The following is a 14,547-nucleotide window of genomic DNA, read 5'->3' as shown; positions in this document are numbered from 1 at the left end:
AACCCCCTCAGCCGGGCGGCGTCACAGTGTCGCCGCGAACTCCTTGAACCAGGGTCGCAGATCGGGCCCCAGATCCTCACGATCGGCTGCGAGCTGCACGATGGCCTTGATGTAGTCCACCCTATCGCCGGTGTCGTAGCGACGGCCCCGGAAAACCACGCCGTACACGCCGGGGCCGTCCGGATCCGCGGCGAGCTCCTGCAGCGCATCCGTCAGCTGGATCTCGCCGCCCTTGCCGGGCTCGGTGCGCTCGAGGATGTCGAACACGGCGGGGCTGAGCACGTAGCGGCCGATGATCGCGAGGTTGGAAGGGGCGTCCTCGGCCTTCGGCTTCTCGACGAGCCCCGTGACCTTGACGACGCCGTCCTCGGAGCCCTCCTCCACCGAGGCGACCCCGTACATGTGGATGTGCGCCGGGTCGACCTCCATGAGCGCGACGATCGCGGCACCCGTGCGCTCGTGCTCCTCGAGCATCTTCGTCAGGAGCGGGTCTCGGTCGTCGATGAGGTCATCCCCGAGGAGGACGGCGAAGGGATTGTCGCCGACGTGGGAGCGGGCGCGCAGCACCGCATGGCCCAGGCCCTTCGGCTCGCCCTGACGCACGAAGTGGATGTCGGCGAGGTCGCTCGACTGCTGCACCTTCGCGAGCCGGTCGGTGTCGCCCTTCTTCTCGAGGTTCGTCTCGAGCTCGGGCACCGAGTCGAAGTGGTTCGACAGCGCGTTCTTGTTGCGGCCGATGATGATGAGGATGTCGCTGATGCCCGCCTGGGTCGCCTCTTCGACGACGTACTGGATGGCGGGCTTGTCGACGACCGGCAGCATCTCCTTCGGCATGGCCTTCGTGGCCGGGAGGAACCGCGTACCGAGTCCGGCGGCCGGAATGACCGCCTTGAAGGGCTTGTGAGGCATCCCCCGATCCTAGCCAGCGAGCCGCCCGGCCGCCGGGGCTTGCGGAATCCGGGTCTGCCCGGCCCGCCTAGAATCGAGTCCATGTCCGACGCCATCGCCGACGCCAAGCGCGCCCTGCGGGCGGAGCTGCGCGAACGCCGCCAGCTCCTGACGGATGCGCAGCGGGATGCCGCGGCGCGCGGCGTCACGACGCAGCTCGACGCTCTGGTCGAACGCCTCGGCGCGCGTTCGCTGTCCTGCTTCCTGTCGACGACGACCGAGCCGGGCACGCGCGAGTTCGTCGAGCGGGCGGTGCGCCGCGGCATCCGCGTGCTCCTTCCCATCACCCGCACGGACGGACTGCTGGACTGGGCGGTCGCGACACCCGGCGGCGAGATCACCGAGGGGAACTTCGGCCTCCCCGAGCCCGTCGGCGAGTTGCTCGGGCCGATCGCGGTCAACGACGTCGACCTCCTCGTCATCCCCGCCGCCGCCGTGGACCGCTCCGGCATGAGGCTCGGCTGGGGGCGCGGGTTCTTCGACAAGACGATCGGCTCGATGGAGCGCTGCCCTCCCGTGTACGCGGTCGTCTACGACTCCGAGATCCTCGACGAAGTGCCCCGCGACCTGCACGACCAGCCCGTCACCGGCATCGTCACCCCCACCCAGACCCTCGTCCTCTCGCCCACGCGGCGCTGACCCGAGAAGGCCTCATGCCCACCTACGCCTACGCCTGCAAGCAGTGCGGGCACCGCTTCGACGCGGTGCAGTCCTTCGCCGATCCCGCGCTCACGGAGTGCCCCGAGTGCGGCGGCGCCCTCCGCAAGGAGTACGGCTCGATCGGGGTCACCTTCAACGGCTCCGGCTTCTACCGCACCGATTCGCGCCCGACGGCGAAGGAGTCGTCCGGCTCCTCGTCGGGTAGCGACTCGTCGAGCGGCGCCTCGTCGAGCGGCTCCTCGTCGAGCGGCTCCTCGTCGAGCGGCTCCTCGTCGGGCGGCTCCTCGTCGAGCGGCTCGTCGGGTGGCGGCTCGTCGCCGACTTCGACAGGATCGAAGTCCGAGGCGAAGGCCTCACCCGCCGCCGCGGGCTGACTTCCGGCGGCGGGCCGGTGACCTCGAGGGGCAACTCATGATCAAGGGCTTCAAAGAATTCATCCTCCGCGGGAACGTCATCGACCTGGCGGTCGCGGTCGTCATCGGCGCGGCTTTCACCGCGATCGTCAACGTCCTCGTCGAGGGCCTCATCAACCCGCTGATCGGCCTGGTGTTCCAGGTCGGCGACCTGAGCTCGTGGGTGATCGCCGTTCCCACCATTTCGGGCGGCACGTCGACCTTCATGATCGGCGCCATCGTCGGGGCGGTGATCAACTTCCTCGCGGTCGCGGTCATCGTCTACTTCGTGTTCGTCATGCCGATGAACCACTGGAAGGAGCGCCAGGCTGCGCGCGCCGGTGCGGGCCAGCCCGAGGAGGAGCCGCTTCCCACCGAGCAGGAGCTGCTCACGCAGATCCGCGACCTTCTCGAGCGTCAGCAGCCTGACCCCCGTCCCTGACGGCATCCCGCTCGGCAGCCGCGTCAGTAGTGCGGGGGCACGTCGCGGCGAAGCCGCTCGTCGTTGGGGCCGCCGGCGGGGGGTGTGGATGCCGCGTCCGCCGCGTCATCCTCCGCCTCTCCATCGCCCGGCACAGGCTCGGCTCTCGTGCCCGGCGCCGGGGTCAGCTTCGCCCGGCGCGAGCCCGGTACCCGTTCGATCCGCTGCCGGTCACTCGATGACATCGAGCGGCTGCGTGTCGGTCGCGTTCGTCGGCGCCTCGGGTGGGACGCCCAGGAGCGCGGCGATCCGCGCGGCGACGCCGGCGGGGTCGCTGTAGAGGTCGAAGGCGTGCACGCGCACGTAGTGCCAGCCGAGCCGGCGGAGGATCTGCGGGCGCAGCCGGAGGGACTCGCGCAGCGACTCGCCGATCGTCTCCGGATCGCTCTCGGCGACGACCGCCTTCCCGTCGTACTGTGCGACGAGCGGCAGCAGGCCGCGGTAGTGCACATCGACCGAGAGGCCGAGCGCGCGCAGCTCGTGGGCGAGCGTGCGCGTGAGCGGGTCGGCGAGGTCCTCCAGCCGCGCTTCGCGCTTGCGCGCCGCGATGCCGCCGAGGATGGTCATAAGGGTCGCCGCGCCGAACTCCAGCCGGCCGTCGTCGAACGCCGACGGACGGATCGACGACACGATGACCATCGACCGCCGGGCTCGTGTCATCCCGACCGTCAGGAGCCGGTCGCCGTCGGGAGTGGACAGGTCGCCGAAGTCGCTCAGCACGCGGCCGTGGCGCGTCAGACCGAAGCCGAGCGAGAAGATGACGCGGTCGCGGCTCTCGGCGACCGACTCCTCGAGCGTCAGCACGGCGAAAGGCTCCGCGGTGTCGCGTGCGACGAAGTCGGCGACGTCGGACCGGCCCGCGAAGGCGTCGGCGACGGCGGCACGCACGCGCTCGGCATGCCGGGCGCTGGCCGTGACGACCATGAGGGATTCGCTCCCCCGGTTGACGGCGTGCTCGACGACGAGCGTCACGACGCGGTTGACCTCGGCGTCCGGGCTCTCCACGGCGCCCGTCACGGGGTCGGGTGCGCCGTGACCGCCGGAGACGTAGTCGACGCTGAGGCTTCCCCGGCCGAGGTACGAGCCCGCCCACGGAAGCGACGCCAGCTCTCCCCCGTAGAAGGCGTCGTTCACGAGCTCGGCCAGGTCCTCGCCGCCCGCGCGGTAGCTGCGCGTGAGGGTCGCGACCGGGAGCAGATCGGCGAGGCGCTCGAACACGCTCGTTCCGTCGAAGGGCTCCTCGGCCTCGTCGTCGGCCGTCGGGGTCCCCGTCGAGATGCGGAACGGCGTGGGCTTCTGCGTGACGGGATCGCCGAAGACAACGACCTGCCGCGCGCGCCGCAGAGCGGGCGCCGCCTCCGCGAGGCACACGGCTCCCGCGTCGGCGACGATCACGACGTCGAAGTGCGGCGAGTCGGGGATCGCCGGCACGTCGTACGGAGAGGCGAGCCACACCGGGGCGAGGGTGCGCAGGAGCGTCGGCGCGACGGCGCCGAGGTGCGAGGCATCCGCCACCCCCTCTTTGAGCGCTCGCTTGAGGGCCGCCGCCTCGTCGGCGTGGTCGACGATGCCGATGCGCCACTGCGTCGCCAGCTGCGCCGCGAGGAGGGGACCGGATGCCGCGGCATGCGCCTCGTCGACGAGCCGGAAGTCGCGCTCCAGGCGATCGACGACGGCCGTGTTCGCGCCGAGCAGCGCGCGGTCGGAGCGCAGCAGGTGCTCGAGGGCGGACTGCCACCACGCGAACTCCAGCTCGGCACCCACGCGGTCTTCCGGCACGTGACGCACCGACAGTTCGATGAGGAGCGGCTCCAGGCCCAGCGCCGCGAGCTCGGCGCGGATCTTGGCCCGCTCGACGAGGTTGTCGAACACCTCCGACTCGGCGGCGAGACCGCCGAGCGTGCGCACGAGCTCGGCGACGGGAAGAGTCGTCATGCGGTCCGCACCGCCCCGGCCGAGGATCGCGTCGAGCTCGCCGAGCTCGGCATCCACTCGCTGCCAGGCCACGTGCACGTCGGCCAGGCCGAAGGGGACCTCCGGCACCACCCCGACATCGACGTACTTCTGCCACTCCGTGCGCTGCTGCTGCACCCGCAGGAGGGCTTCGTACATGTCGGGGATGTGCACGCCCGGACGGACGTACTCGCGCGAGAGCCGCTTGAGATGCCGACGGCGCGTCCCGCTGAGCTCGGGCGACTCCCGGCGGGGACCGTGCGCCTGGATCAGCTCGCCGAGGGGCCGCTCGAAGACCGTCGGACTGAACTTGTCGAGCGAGTCGCGGATCCCCTGCAGGACGCGGAGGTAGACACCGAGCTCCGTGATGCTGCGGAACGGGCGCATACGCGTCTGCGCGATGAGCTCGTAGCCGCGCTCGAGGAGCGCGGGGAGGTTCTTGCGATGCAGCGTGGCCGCCAGGCCGTGCGCGGCTCGGGCCTGTTCGGTCGTGGCGAAGGTGACGCCGTACCACGGCGACTCCCCCGGTCCCACGCGGAACTCGCCCAGTCGAGCCGCCGTCGCGAGCTTGGCCGCGGCATCCCCCCGCCCCCTCGCGAGACGCTCGAGCGTCGTCGCGTCGAAGCGGGTCGTGGTCTCGGGCCCGGTCCCCTGGGTCGTGAGGACGGAGAGGCGGCGCAGGATGTCGAGCATCGAGACGCCGAGCGCGGGGTGGACGCGCGTCACGGCGCCGCGGTAGTCGCGCAGCACTCCGCGGAGACGCACGAGTGCGTCGTCGATGTCGGAGACCTTCGGCTGTTCGGCCTTCTCGTTGCGGCCGATCGCCCGGATCAGGTCCCGCTGCAGGTCGCGCGGCGACACCGCGAGCCCACCGAGTCCGATTCCCGCAAGACGGTGCCGCACGCCCTCGAGCGTGGAGCGGCGCGCGCTCACGATGAGGACGCGCCTGCCGTCCTTGACGAGCTGACCGACGGCGTTGATGACGGTCTGCGTGCCGCCGGTGCCCGGAAGGGTGTGCACGGCGAGCGAGTGGCCCGCCGCGATGCGCGCGAGGACGGCTTCCTGCTCGCCGTCCGCGTCAAGCAGGAGGGTGTCGGATGCCGGGGGCCGGTCGTCGGGGCTGATGACGGCCGGCGGCTCCCGGCGGATCGTCACGGTCTCACGGTCGTCGACGTGACCGGCGAGGGCGTTGAGGAACGGGTGGTCGAGATCTACCGCGTCGCGCGCCATGGGGGCGCCGATGTCGGCGAAGGCCGAGACGATGAGCCGAGGACGGACGACGAACGTGTCGACCGACGTCGTGAGGGCGCGGAGGTGATCGATGACGGGCTGCGGCTTGAAGACGCCCGCGTCGTAGGCGAGGGCCGCCAGCGCCCGGCCGTCGACGTCGATGCCGAAGTGCGTGCGGAGCGCCCGGACGAGCTCGGGGTTGACCGTGAAGGCGCCGTGCAGCTTGAGCTCGAAGTCGGAGTGATGCCGGCGGATCGCGAGGGGGCGCAGGAGCACGGGCGCCGTGCACTGCAGCCCGCCGATGCGCCACGTGGCGAGGCCGACCCCGAGGCGCACGACGTCGAGACCGCGGGCGGTGCGCAGCTCGACGTTCTTCGCCGTGAGCCGCTCGGCGGCGATGCGCGCCGTCCGGAGCGCGACCTCGTCGCGGAAGAGGTTCGACAGCAGAGTCGAGCGCCCGGTGATGAACTGCGGGAGGCTGCCGGGGTGGGCTTTCGTGATCTCGATGCCTGCCTCGGCGGCGTCCTGATAGTGCAGCAGCGTCGAGCGCCCACCCAGCTGGGCGATCTCACGCCGCACGCGCTCGCGCTCCGGCTCGGCGATGTGCACGACGGTCACCCCCGGCTCCGAGAGTCCGAGGCTGTCGGGGGTCACGTGTGCCGCGGGCACGGGGTCCTCCGCGCCGACGACGGCGCTTCTGTCTGCTCGCCACACACGAGCCAGGGTATGCGTCGTACCTGTGCGCCTCGGGCATCCGTGTCCGAGTTTCGCGGTATTGGACGACACGCCGGGTGATCAGCCGTTCCTCCCCAGGAGGCGATTCGGGATGCCTCTCCCCCGGCCGTCGTCCGCACGCGCACGTGTCGGCGGCCCGGGGGAAGGATGGTCGCATGACCGACATCACGTTCCGCGTGCACCCCTCACCCGTCGGACGGATCCTCATCGTCGCGAGTCCCGCGGGCCTCGTGTCGCTGCATCCGTTCGATGAGCCGCTCGACGCGGAGCTGGCCCGTGTCGCGACGGCACTGCACGCGCTGCCCGCTCCGGACGACGGCGCCGGCGGCGATATCGACCGGCAGCTCGACGAGTACTTCGACGGCAGGCGGAGGGAGTTCGCCGTCGAGCTGGACTGGCGCCTGGTCAGCGGATTCCGTCGGGCCGCGCTGGAGGCGGTGCGCGACATCCCGTACGGGGAAACGGCCGGCTACGGCGAGGTCGCGATCTCGGCGGGCAGTCCCGGCGCCGCGCGCGCCGTCGGAACGGCCTGCGCCACGACGCCCTTCTCGATCGTCGTGCCCGTGCATCGCGTCGTCCGCTCCGACGGATCGCTCGGCGAGTACGGCGGGCACCCCGAGATCAAGCGCTACCTTCTCGACCTCGAACGCGAGGCACTCGGTCTCCTGGCGCCCGCGGCGTCGGTCGCGTGACAGCCGTTCGCGTGACGGCCCGGCAGGATCGCGCGCGCGGAGGTGCGCGACGGATGCGGCGCGTGAGAGCTGCGGGCGAGTAGGCCGCCCGCACGCGGCGGCCCCGGCCGGCATCCCGAGCCGGACGGGGCGCTGCGACTCCGGCCGGGGCGCTGCGACTCCGGCCGCATGCGAAGCGCCCGACGGCATGCCAAGCGCCCGATGGCGACGAACGCCGGGATCGCGGCATCCATCTCGCCGAAAGACGTCACCGTCACGTTGTGCCGTGCCGAATTGCGTCATCCGAATTCACGCTGATGAGAACGGCGGCCCGCGGCAATTGTTCGGCGCCCGTTGACTTCTCATCCGACCGTGACAAATGGCGGAGTAGTGTCGGAATATGGCCCGAAGAATCGTTCATCAACTCGTCGACGACCTGGACGGCACCGTCCTCGAGGTCGGAGAAGGCGAGACCGTGCTCTTCTCCCTCGACGGCAATGCCTACGAGATCGACCTCACGAATGACAATGCGACGGCATTGCGCGAAACGCTCGCGCGGTATGTCGAGGCGGCGCGTTCCGTTTCGCGCACCGGCGCCAGGTCGTCGAATTCGCCGCAGTCGGGCGGTGGCGGCGGCCGTAAGCGTCGCCGATCCGGCCAGCAGGATTTCGGCCCCGTTCGTGAATGGGCGAAGTCCAACGGCTATCAGGTCTCCGAGCGGGGCCGGGTGCCGGCATCCGTCCTCGAGGCCTACGAAGCCGCTCACTGACCCCGCCCGTCCGCCGGACCGCGGCGCGCGCGGAGCAGGTCCCGCCATTCCCGGGCGATGGAACAATTGTCTCCATGCAGGATTCGATGGGGGACGAACTGCGAGCGCTGCGGGAGCGCGCGTACGGCCCGGATGCGGACATCGACCGAGACCCCGCGGCGGCGGAGAGACTGAGGCAGCTCGAGTCCGAGGCCTCCGCGCTGCGGCCCCCGGCCGACCATGACGTCGCGCCGACGGTGAGAGACGGGCCTGCCGGCGCGCCTCGGATCGCCGCCTCGAGCGGGATCGTCTCCCCGGACGAGCGCGACGCCGCGGCCACGTCCGACGCCGACCCGCACGACACCGTCGCCGACCCCGGCGCCGCCCCCGACCCCGGCGCCGCCCGCGACCTCGGCGCCGCCGGCGACCCTGCCGGCGACCCCGCGACGACGTCCGCGGACGGGGCGCGTCCTCGGCGGCCGATCCTCGTGCGGGCGATCGCCCTCGGTCTCGCGGTCGTGATCGGCGCCTTTGCGGCGTATGCCGTCATGGAGCTTCGTCCGGGCAGCGTCGCGACCCTCGGCGAGGCTCCCGACGCCGAATGGCCGGACTTCCTCGGTCAGCGGCAGGACGGGTCCGAGGTCTACGAGGAGTTCCTCGGGCTGACGGTGGCGGTCGTGCCGCGGCCCTGGGGCCGCGAGAACGACGTGCCCTGCCTCTTCGTCCTCCAGGCCGAGGGGAGCGAGGCGATCACGACCGTCGGCTGCGGAGCCGGCGGGTTCCCGCCCACCGCGGCACTCAGGATCGCCGATTCCTTCCCGGACGAGCTCCGCGCGGAGTATCCGACCGGCACGGCACTGCAGTTCGTGCTGGCCGACAACCGGGTCGTCGTCTACGCCGACCGGCCCTGAGCGCGGCATCCCGGCTTCTCGTTCACCTCGGTGTCACCGAGAGAGGGCATCCTTGCCGTGTGGCATCCTCTGCAGACCCCTTCCTGCCGATCCAGGGCCCCGACGCGGTGCGCCGCGAGCACGAGCCCGTGCAGCGCGCGGACTTCGACCTCGAGGACGAGAGGGAACCGGACTTCTTCCCCGGCGAGCCGGGCGACGACGACGTCGACGAGCCACCCGTCTCCGACGGCCCTTTCCGCACGCCGACAGGAGCCCGGGTCGATCCGGCGGACGATCTCTGACCCGAACCCCGCCCAGGCTCTCGGGGTCTCCCGGCCGACGGGATCGCCCCTGCGCGCGGCACGGAGGAAGTGCCAGGATGGCGGCACGGGCAGGTGCTGGACGGGAAGGACGGGAACGATGAGCGACGCTTCCGAGAGTGTCAGGACTCTGACGGACGAGGAGTGCTGGGAGCGGCTACGGGGCCAGGAGCTGGGCCGTCTCGTCACCCGCGTCGGCGACCGGATCGACATCTTTCCGGTGAACTACGTCGCCGACGGCGAGAGCGTGCTCTTCCGCACGGCGCAGGGCACGAAGCTGTTCGAGCTGACCGCGAACGACGAGGTGCTCTTCGAGGTCGACGATCACACCGAGGTCGATGCCTGGAGCGTGATCGTGCGCGGACACGCCAAGACGCTCGACACCTTCGCAGAGGTGGAGCGCGCCGACGGGCTGGGACTGCAGCCCTGGATCCCGACTCTCAAGTACGCCTACGTGCGGGTCGAGCCCCGCAGCGTCTCTGGCCGCAGCTTCGAGCGCGGACCGGAACCGGACCGGTACGGCGTGCAGCAGTACTGACGCGAAGGCTTCGCCGCTTCAGAACTCGCGTCCCGTCCCCCGATCGGCCGGTCGTGGCGGCGCGCTCAGGCGGATCCGACGGAATACCGCGCGAGCCGGCGCAGACCCTCGTCTATCGTCACCGTCGGGGCCCAGTCGAGGGCGCGCCGCGTCTCGCGCTGGTCGAACCAGTGCGCGGTCGACAGCTGCTCCGCGAGGAAGCGGGTCATCGGCGGCTCGTCGCGCCCGGGTCGCAGCGACCACACCCTCTCGATCGCCGAGCCCGCCGCGCGGGCCAGCGGAGACGGGATGCTCCACTGCGGCGGACGGACGCCGCACGCGCGGCAGATGCCCGCCAGCAGGTCGCCGACCGGGCGCGGCTCGCCGTTGGTGACGACGAACGCCCGCCCCCGCGCCTCGGGAGCCCGCCGCAGCGCAGCCACGATGCCGGACGCCGCGTTGTCGATGTAGGTCGAGTCGATGAGCGCGCGCCCGCCGTCCAGGAGTGGCAGCCGGCCGCGGCGCGCCCGGTCGACGATGCGCCCCACGAGCTGCGTGTCGCCCGGGCCCCACACGAGGTGCGGGCGGACGGCGACGACCGGCATGTCGTCGGAGTCCGCCTCGAGCGCCAGAAGCTCCGCCTCCGCCTTGGTCCGCGCGTACTCGCCTCGGGCTTCGAGAGGCGAGGCGGGCTCAGCCCCCACTCCGGCCAGCGCCGAGCCGGCATGCGCGACGGAAGGCGACGACACGTGGACGAACCGGGATGCCTCCGCTTTCCGAGCCTGTTCCAGCAGCGTCCGCGTGCCCTCGACGTTGACGTGCCGGAACTCGGCCGGATCGCCGGCGAGCGAGACTCTTGCCGCGAGGTGCACGACGCCGTCGGCGCCGTCGAGCGCGCGGGCCACGGCATCCCCATCCGTCACGGTTCCCAGGATGTCGGCGGCGCCGGCGACCGAGCTGGGACGGCGCTGCAGGGTGCGGACGTCGTGGCCCTCGGCGACGAGCTGCGCGGCCACCGCGCGGCCGAGATAGCCCGACGCGCCGGTCACCGCGACGATCACGGCGCGCCCACGCGGCCACCCGCGAGGGCTCGTTCTGCCCAGCGCGCGACCCGCGTGCGGTCGATCTTGGAGTTGTGCCGGATGTCGGTGGGCAGCTGCGGCACCACGAGCACGGCGGCCAGCTGCCGCTCGCTGCGCGCGCGGACCTCGTCGGTGAGCTCCGGCGTGGCGAGCCCGGGGCGCCGCGCGGCGGGGTCCGTCTCGACGACGGCGACGGCCTGCTGGATGCCGCGAGGACCGATCCCGACGACGGCGGCGCGTCGCACGTGGGCGGCGCGCTCGACCTGCTGCTCGGTCCCCACCGGCGCCGTCGGACCGTCGGTCGTCACGAAGACGTGGGGCAGGCGCCCCTCGATCCACAGGCGCCCCGCCGCGTCGAGATGCCCGACGTCGCCCGTCCGGTGCCAGCGCCCGGGCGCGGGCGCATCCCGTTCGGCCTGCCGGTCGGTGAGCCAGAGGCGGTCGTAGGAGGTCTTGAGGTGGGCTGCCGAGACGACGACCTCTCCGAGCACGCCCGGCTCGCCGCTCGGCCGTCCGCTCGGCCTGCCGTCGGGATCGAGCGGGTCGATCAGGATCAGGTTCGCCCCGATGGGCCGTCCGACGCAGACGCCCTGGTCCGCGGCATCCCTCACCTCGCGGATGCCCGACAGGGTCACATCGGTCACGAGCAGGCACTCCGTCATCCCGTACGGCGTGTGGGCCTCGGCCTCGGGCATGAGCTCGGCCGCCGCCGTCAGCAGCCCCTCCCCGACCGGGGCGCCGGTGGACAGGAACGTCTGCACGGTCGCGAGCGCCTCGCGGTCATCGGCGTCGAGCTCCCCCGCTGTGGCTACGACGTTCATGATCGCCGCCGGCGAGAGGAAGACGATGCGCGCGTCCGAGGCCCGTACCGCTGCGGCCACGGCCGTCGCCGTGAGGGTGCGCGGCGCCGAGACGTTCATGTCGGGCGTCACCGACCGGGTTCCGAGAGCCGGTCCGAGCAGGGCGAACGGCGCGAACCCCGTGACGAGCCCCGTGTCCCGGCTCACTCCGAAGTGCGTCGCGAGCACATCGCGCAAGGCCGACAGCTGGCGGTGCGTATAGGCGACGCCCTTCGCGGGGCCTGTCGACCCCGACGTGAACAGGATCGCGGCGGGATCGTCCGGCTCGGGTTCGGGCGGGAGCGGCGCCTCGGCGCCGCGGGCGGCGATCGTCGCCAGATCGGTGGAGGCGTGCAGCACCGTGGCGGAGACGCGCGGCAGCGGGGCGACGGAGATGTGGATGCCGGGCCAGCCCAGCGCCCGGGCGGCGGCGAGGCCCGGCAGCTCCCCGATCACGACATCGGGCCACGCGCCGCGCACGGCGCGGGACAGCCCGCGCACGCCCAGCCCCGCGTCGGCGACGACCACCACGGCGCCGATCCGCACGCACGCGTAGACGACCGCCGTCAGCGTGGGCCCGGGGGGAATGAGGACGGAGACCCGCTGCCCCTTGCCCACGCCGATCTCCGTCAATCCCGCGGCGAGCGCCCGGACCCGGTCGTCGAGCAGGCGCCAGCTGACGCGGCGCTGCTGCCCGCCGCGTGCGGCCAGGTCGATGACCGCCACGTCGTCGTCATCGCGGCGCGCCTCGAGCGCGGCCCACAGGGGGGCGTACGGCGCAGATTCCCCGTCGGCCGCCGGGAGCTCCGCGGACGCCGCCGCGGCGGACGGCACGCGGTCCCCCAGCCACGCGAGCACCGCGTCGGCGTACGGGCGGTCCTCCGCGACGAGGTGACCGGCGCCTTCGAAGCGGTGCACGTCGGCGTGCGGCATCCGGTCCGCCAGATCGTCGAGGTAGCGATCGCTGAAGATGGGGTCCTCCGGCCCCCATAGGAAAAGCGCCGGAGCCCTCAGCGCGGCCGCTCCCTCGGCGATGCGGCGGAGTTCCGGGAAGCTCGGGTGCGCGGCTTCCGCCGGGATGTCGTCGACGAAGGTCCCGATGCCGCGCCGCCGGGCGGTCGAGCGGTACGGAGCGCGATACGCGTCCTTTATGTCGCGGGCGAGGGGCGGATGCGCGAGAGCGAGCGTCGTCTCGAGGAACGCGGGCGTCCCGACCGTCGACGCGGACAGGACCCCGCGGGCACCCGCGATCCGCAGGGGGGCCGGAATCGGCGCGTCGTCGGGCTGGTGCACCGCGGTGTTGAGGAGCATGACCCCCGCCAGCGCGTCGGGATGATCGACGGCCCACCCGAGTGAGATGACCCCGCCCCAGTCGTGCCCGAGGGTGACGACCGGCCCCGCGAGGCCGATCGCGCCGGTGAAATCGTCGAGATCGGAGACCCTGCGGGCCAGTCGGCGGTTCCCGCCGGTACGAGCGGAGAATCCCATGTCGAGCTGGTCGACCGCGACGACGCGCCAGGCGGGTTCGCCGGCGTCGGCGGCCTGGAGCGACGCGGAGGCGAGGGTCCGCCACAGATACGACCACGTCGGATTGCCGTGGACCGCGAGGATCGTCCCCACCGGGGTGATCCCCCGGCGCTCCAGCTCGTCGCCCGTGTCGAGGTAGTGCCAATCGTGCACGGCGCCGGTACCCCGCTCGGGCACGGACCGGGTGCGGCTGAGCCGGAGGTCGAGCCCGGGCAGCCCGGCGGGCGGACCCGCCACGGCGTCGTTCACCAGGCGAGCTCCATCATCGCCGTGTTGAGCCCCGACCCGACGCCCATCAGCAGCACACGGTCGCCGCGCCGGAGCGTGGCCTGCTCCTCGGCCAGCGTGATGGGCACCGACGCCGGTCCGATGTTGCCGAACCGCGGGAAGGTCGTCGGCACGCGCGACCGGTCGAGGTTCACCGCCTTCACGATCGCGTCGGTGTGGATCGACGACACCTGGTGCGTGATGTAGCGGTTCATCGACTTCCAGTCCCACTCGCCCGCCGCCTCTTTCCACGCCGAGACGACCAGGTCGAGGCCGCCTTTGAGAAGAGCCTTCGCGTCGGTGAACATGCCGTCGACGCTGCCGACGCAGAGCTGGTGGAATGCCGTGGCCGCGCGGGTGACGCCGCCGAGGATGCGGTGCCCTTCGGGATGCTCGTCGGCGCGTCCCAGCACGGCGGCCGCCGAGCCCGAGCCGAGGGTCAGGGAGGCGAACTCGCTCATGAACGCCTCGCGGTCTCCGTCGCTGCGCAGCAGCCGTTCGATCGTGTTGACCTGGATCTCGTCGGCGTCCTCGCCGGCCACCACGATGGCGTAGCGGATCTGCCCGGACTCGATCATCGTCGCGGCGAGCGACATGCCGTTGATGAAGCCGAGGCACGCGTTGGCGACATCGAAGTTGACCGCGGAGCTCGGCAGGTCGAGACCGTGGTGCAGGCCGACGGCGACGGAGGGCTCGAGGTGTGCGCGCGTCACGGACGTGTTGATCAGCAGACCGACCTCGGATGCGTCGACGCCCGCCTCGGCGAGCGCTTGGCGTCCCGCGGCGATCGTCGCCTGGTCGGCGGATTCGCCGGGCGCCCAGTTGCGACGCTCGAGCACTCCGGCGACGCGCCGGAGGAGTCCCGCGCGGAGCTTCAACCGCTTGAGCGAGGGAGCGAGGCGCCCCTCGATCTCATCCGACGTCGTGACGCGACTGGGAAGAACGCGCGCGACCGACAGGAGCGCGACGTTCTCGAACCGAGCGATGGCGTTACCGGGCACTGAACCTCCGTCGGAGGCGTGAGCGAACCTCCTCGATAGTTATTACCGCACGTTCCCTGTGCAAACGCGGGGCTTGCGCTCGGATAGACCACCTGCTCCGGGTGATCGGTGGTGCGGGGGTGCGGAATTCCGGTCGCTGCGGGGCCGATTCGACCGGGCGGGACCATCTCGCGACGGGCCCGCGGGGTTCGCACCGCGCGCGTCCCCCGGGCTCTAGCATGAGGCATGCAAGGCAGCGATCCAGCTTCCACCGCCCCTGCCGGCATCTCCGGATCGGGCTCATCAC

14 protein-coding genes are annotated in these 14,547 nt (G+C 72.2%); 8 read left to right on the top strand and 6 right to left on the bottom strand.

Annotation, left to right across the window (positions count from 1 at the left end):
* Positions 1 to 21: 21 nt before the first annotated feature.
* Positions 22 to 909: a UTP--glucose-1-phosphate uridylyltransferase GalU gene (gene galU / locus EV279_RS08770; protein WP_133542653.1), complete on the bottom strand. Its 888-nt coding sequence runs from the start codon at positions 907 to 909 to the stop codon at positions 22 to 24.
* A gap of 81 nt (positions 910 to 990) precedes the next feature.
* On the opposite strand from galU, the gene EV279_RS08765 reads away from it, so the two are divergent.
* Genes EV279_RS08765 through mscL form a run of 3 tightly spaced genes read left to right on the top strand, consistent with a single transcriptional unit; the run spans position 991 to position 2,442 of the window.
* On the top strand, positions 991 to 1,587 hold the full coding sequence (locus tag EV279_RS08765) for a 5-formyltetrahydrofolate cyclo-ligase (protein WP_133542651.1): 597 nt from the start codon (positions 991 to 993) through the stop codon (positions 1,585 to 1,587).
* 14 nt (positions 1,588 to 1,601) lie between these two features.
* Positions 1,602 to 1,982 (top strand): FmdB family zinc ribbon protein, encoded by a 381-nt coding sequence (locus tag EV279_RS08760; RefSeq protein WP_133542649.1) that lies wholly within the window; start codon positions 1,602 to 1,604, stop codon positions 1,980 to 1,982.
* 37 nt (positions 1,983 to 2,019) lie between these two features.
* A complete protein-coding gene (mscL, locus tag EV279_RS08755; protein WP_133542647.1) occupies positions 2,020 to 2,442 on the top strand; it encodes a large conductance mechanosensitive channel protein MscL in 423 nt (140 codons plus the stop codon).
* Positions 2,443 to 2,465: 23 nt separating this feature from the next.
* Here the strand turns inward: mscL and EV279_RS08750 are convergent, their stop codons facing one another.
* A complete protein-coding gene (locus EV279_RS08750; protein WP_133542645.1) occupies positions 2,466 to 2,666 on the bottom strand; it encodes a hypothetical protein in 201 nt (66 codons plus the stop codon).
* On the bottom strand, positions 2,653 to 6,378 hold the full coding sequence (locus EV279_RS08745; protein WP_243728500.1) for an AAA family ATPase: 3,726 nt from the start codon (positions 6,376 to 6,378) through the stop codon (positions 2,653 to 2,655). The genes EV279_RS08750 and EV279_RS08745 overlap by 14 nt, the downstream gene beginning before the upstream one ends.
* Before the next feature lie 176 nt (positions 6,379 to 6,554).
* On the opposite strand from EV279_RS08745, the gene EV279_RS08740 reads away from it, so the two are divergent.
* From EV279_RS08740 to EV279_RS08720, 5 genes are all read left to right on the top strand, one after another.
* Complete coding sequence (locus tag EV279_RS08740; RefSeq protein WP_133542643.1) at positions 6,555 to 7,091, top strand: methylated-DNA--[protein]-cysteine S-methyltransferase; 537 nt, start codon at positions 6,555 to 6,557, stop codon at positions 7,089 to 7,091.
* 379 nt (positions 7,092 to 7,470) lie between these two features.
* Positions 7,471 to 7,839 carry an Lsr2 family protein gene (locus tag EV279_RS08735; RefSeq protein WP_133542641.1) on the top strand — a complete coding sequence of 123 codons (369 nt, stop codon included), beginning with the start codon at positions 7,471 to 7,473 and terminating at the stop codon, positions 7,837 to 7,839.
* Between the two features lie 74 nt (positions 7,840 to 7,913).
* Entirely contained in the window at positions 7,914 to 8,729 is an 816-nt protein-coding gene (locus tag EV279_RS08730) for a hypothetical protein (protein ID WP_133542639.1), read from the top strand.
* A gap of 59 nt (positions 8,730 to 8,788) precedes the next feature.
* Positions 8,789 to 9,010 carry a hypothetical protein gene (locus EV279_RS08725; RefSeq protein WP_133542637.1) on the top strand — a complete coding sequence of 74 codons (222 nt, stop codon included), beginning with the start codon at positions 8,789 to 8,791 and terminating at the stop codon, positions 9,008 to 9,010.
* Between the two features lie 118 nt (positions 9,011 to 9,128).
* Complete coding sequence (locus EV279_RS08720; protein WP_133542635.1) at positions 9,129 to 9,566, top strand: pyridoxamine 5'-phosphate oxidase family protein; 438 nt, start codon at positions 9,129 to 9,131, stop codon at positions 9,564 to 9,566.
* A gap of 65 nt (positions 9,567 to 9,631) precedes the next feature.
* Here EV279_RS08720 and EV279_RS08715 read toward each other — a convergent pair whose 3' ends face one another.
* The 3 genes from EV279_RS08715 to EV279_RS08705 are packed head-to-tail and all read right to left on the bottom strand — an operon-like array spanning position 9,632 to position 14,261.
* Complete coding sequence (locus EV279_RS08715) at positions 9,632 to 10,606, bottom strand: NAD-dependent epimerase/dehydratase family protein (RefSeq protein WP_133542633.1); 975 nt, start codon at positions 10,604 to 10,606, stop codon at positions 9,632 to 9,634.
* Positions 10,603 to 13,242 (bottom strand): alpha/beta fold hydrolase, encoded by a 2,640-nt coding sequence (locus EV279_RS08710; protein ID WP_133542631.1) that lies wholly within the window; start codon positions 13,240 to 13,242, stop codon positions 10,603 to 10,605. Before EV279_RS08710 ends, EV279_RS08715 begins: the two co-directional genes overlap by 4 nt.
* Complete coding sequence (locus tag EV279_RS08705) at positions 13,239 to 14,261, bottom strand: 3-oxoacyl-ACP synthase III (RefSeq protein WP_133542629.1); 1,023 nt, start codon at positions 14,259 to 14,261, stop codon at positions 13,239 to 13,241. The genes EV279_RS08710 and EV279_RS08705 overlap by 4 nt, the downstream gene beginning before the upstream one ends.
* Between the last annotated feature and the right edge of the window lie 286 nt (positions 14,262 to 14,547).

The sequence above is a fragment of the Microbacterium sp. BK668 genome (assembly GCF_004362195.1).
Taxonomy (GTDB): domain Bacteria; phylum Actinomycetota; class Actinomycetes; order Actinomycetales; family Microbacteriaceae; genus Microbacterium.
This window is presented reverse-complemented; position numbering and strand designations above follow the sequence as displayed.

Coding starts and splice junctions, on each gene's coding strand:
- EV279_RS08720 (WP_133542635.1), top strand. CDS start 9,129: ATGAGCGACGCTTCCGAGAGTGTCAGGACTCTGACGGACGAGGAGTGC.
- EV279_RS08760 (WP_133542649.1), top strand. CDS start 1,602: ATGCCCACCTACGCCTACGCCTGCAAGCAGTGCGGGCACCGCTTCGAC.
- EV279_RS08750 (WP_133542645.1), bottom strand. CDS start 2,666: ATGTCATCGAGTGACCGGCAGCGGATCGAACGGGTACCGGGCTCGCGC.
- galU (WP_133542653.1), bottom strand. CDS start 909: ATGCCTCACAAGCCCTTCAAGGCGGTCATTCCGGCCGCCGGACTCGGT.
- EV279_RS08735 (WP_133542641.1), top strand. CDS start 7,471: ATGGCCCGAAGAATCGTTCATCAACTCGTCGACGACCTGGACGGCACC.
- EV279_RS08765 (WP_133542651.1), top strand. CDS start 991: ATGTCCGACGCCATCGCCGACGCCAAGCGCGCCCTGCGGGCGGAGCTG.
- EV279_RS08730 (WP_133542639.1), top strand. CDS start 7,914: ATGCAGGATTCGATGGGGGACGAACTGCGAGCGCTGCGGGAGCGCGCG.
- mscL (WP_133542647.1), top strand. CDS start 2,020: ATGATCAAGGGCTTCAAAGAATTCATCCTCCGCGGGAACGTCATCGAC.
- EV279_RS08740 (WP_133542643.1), top strand. CDS start 6,555: ATGACCGACATCACGTTCCGCGTGCACCCCTCACCCGTCGGACGGATC.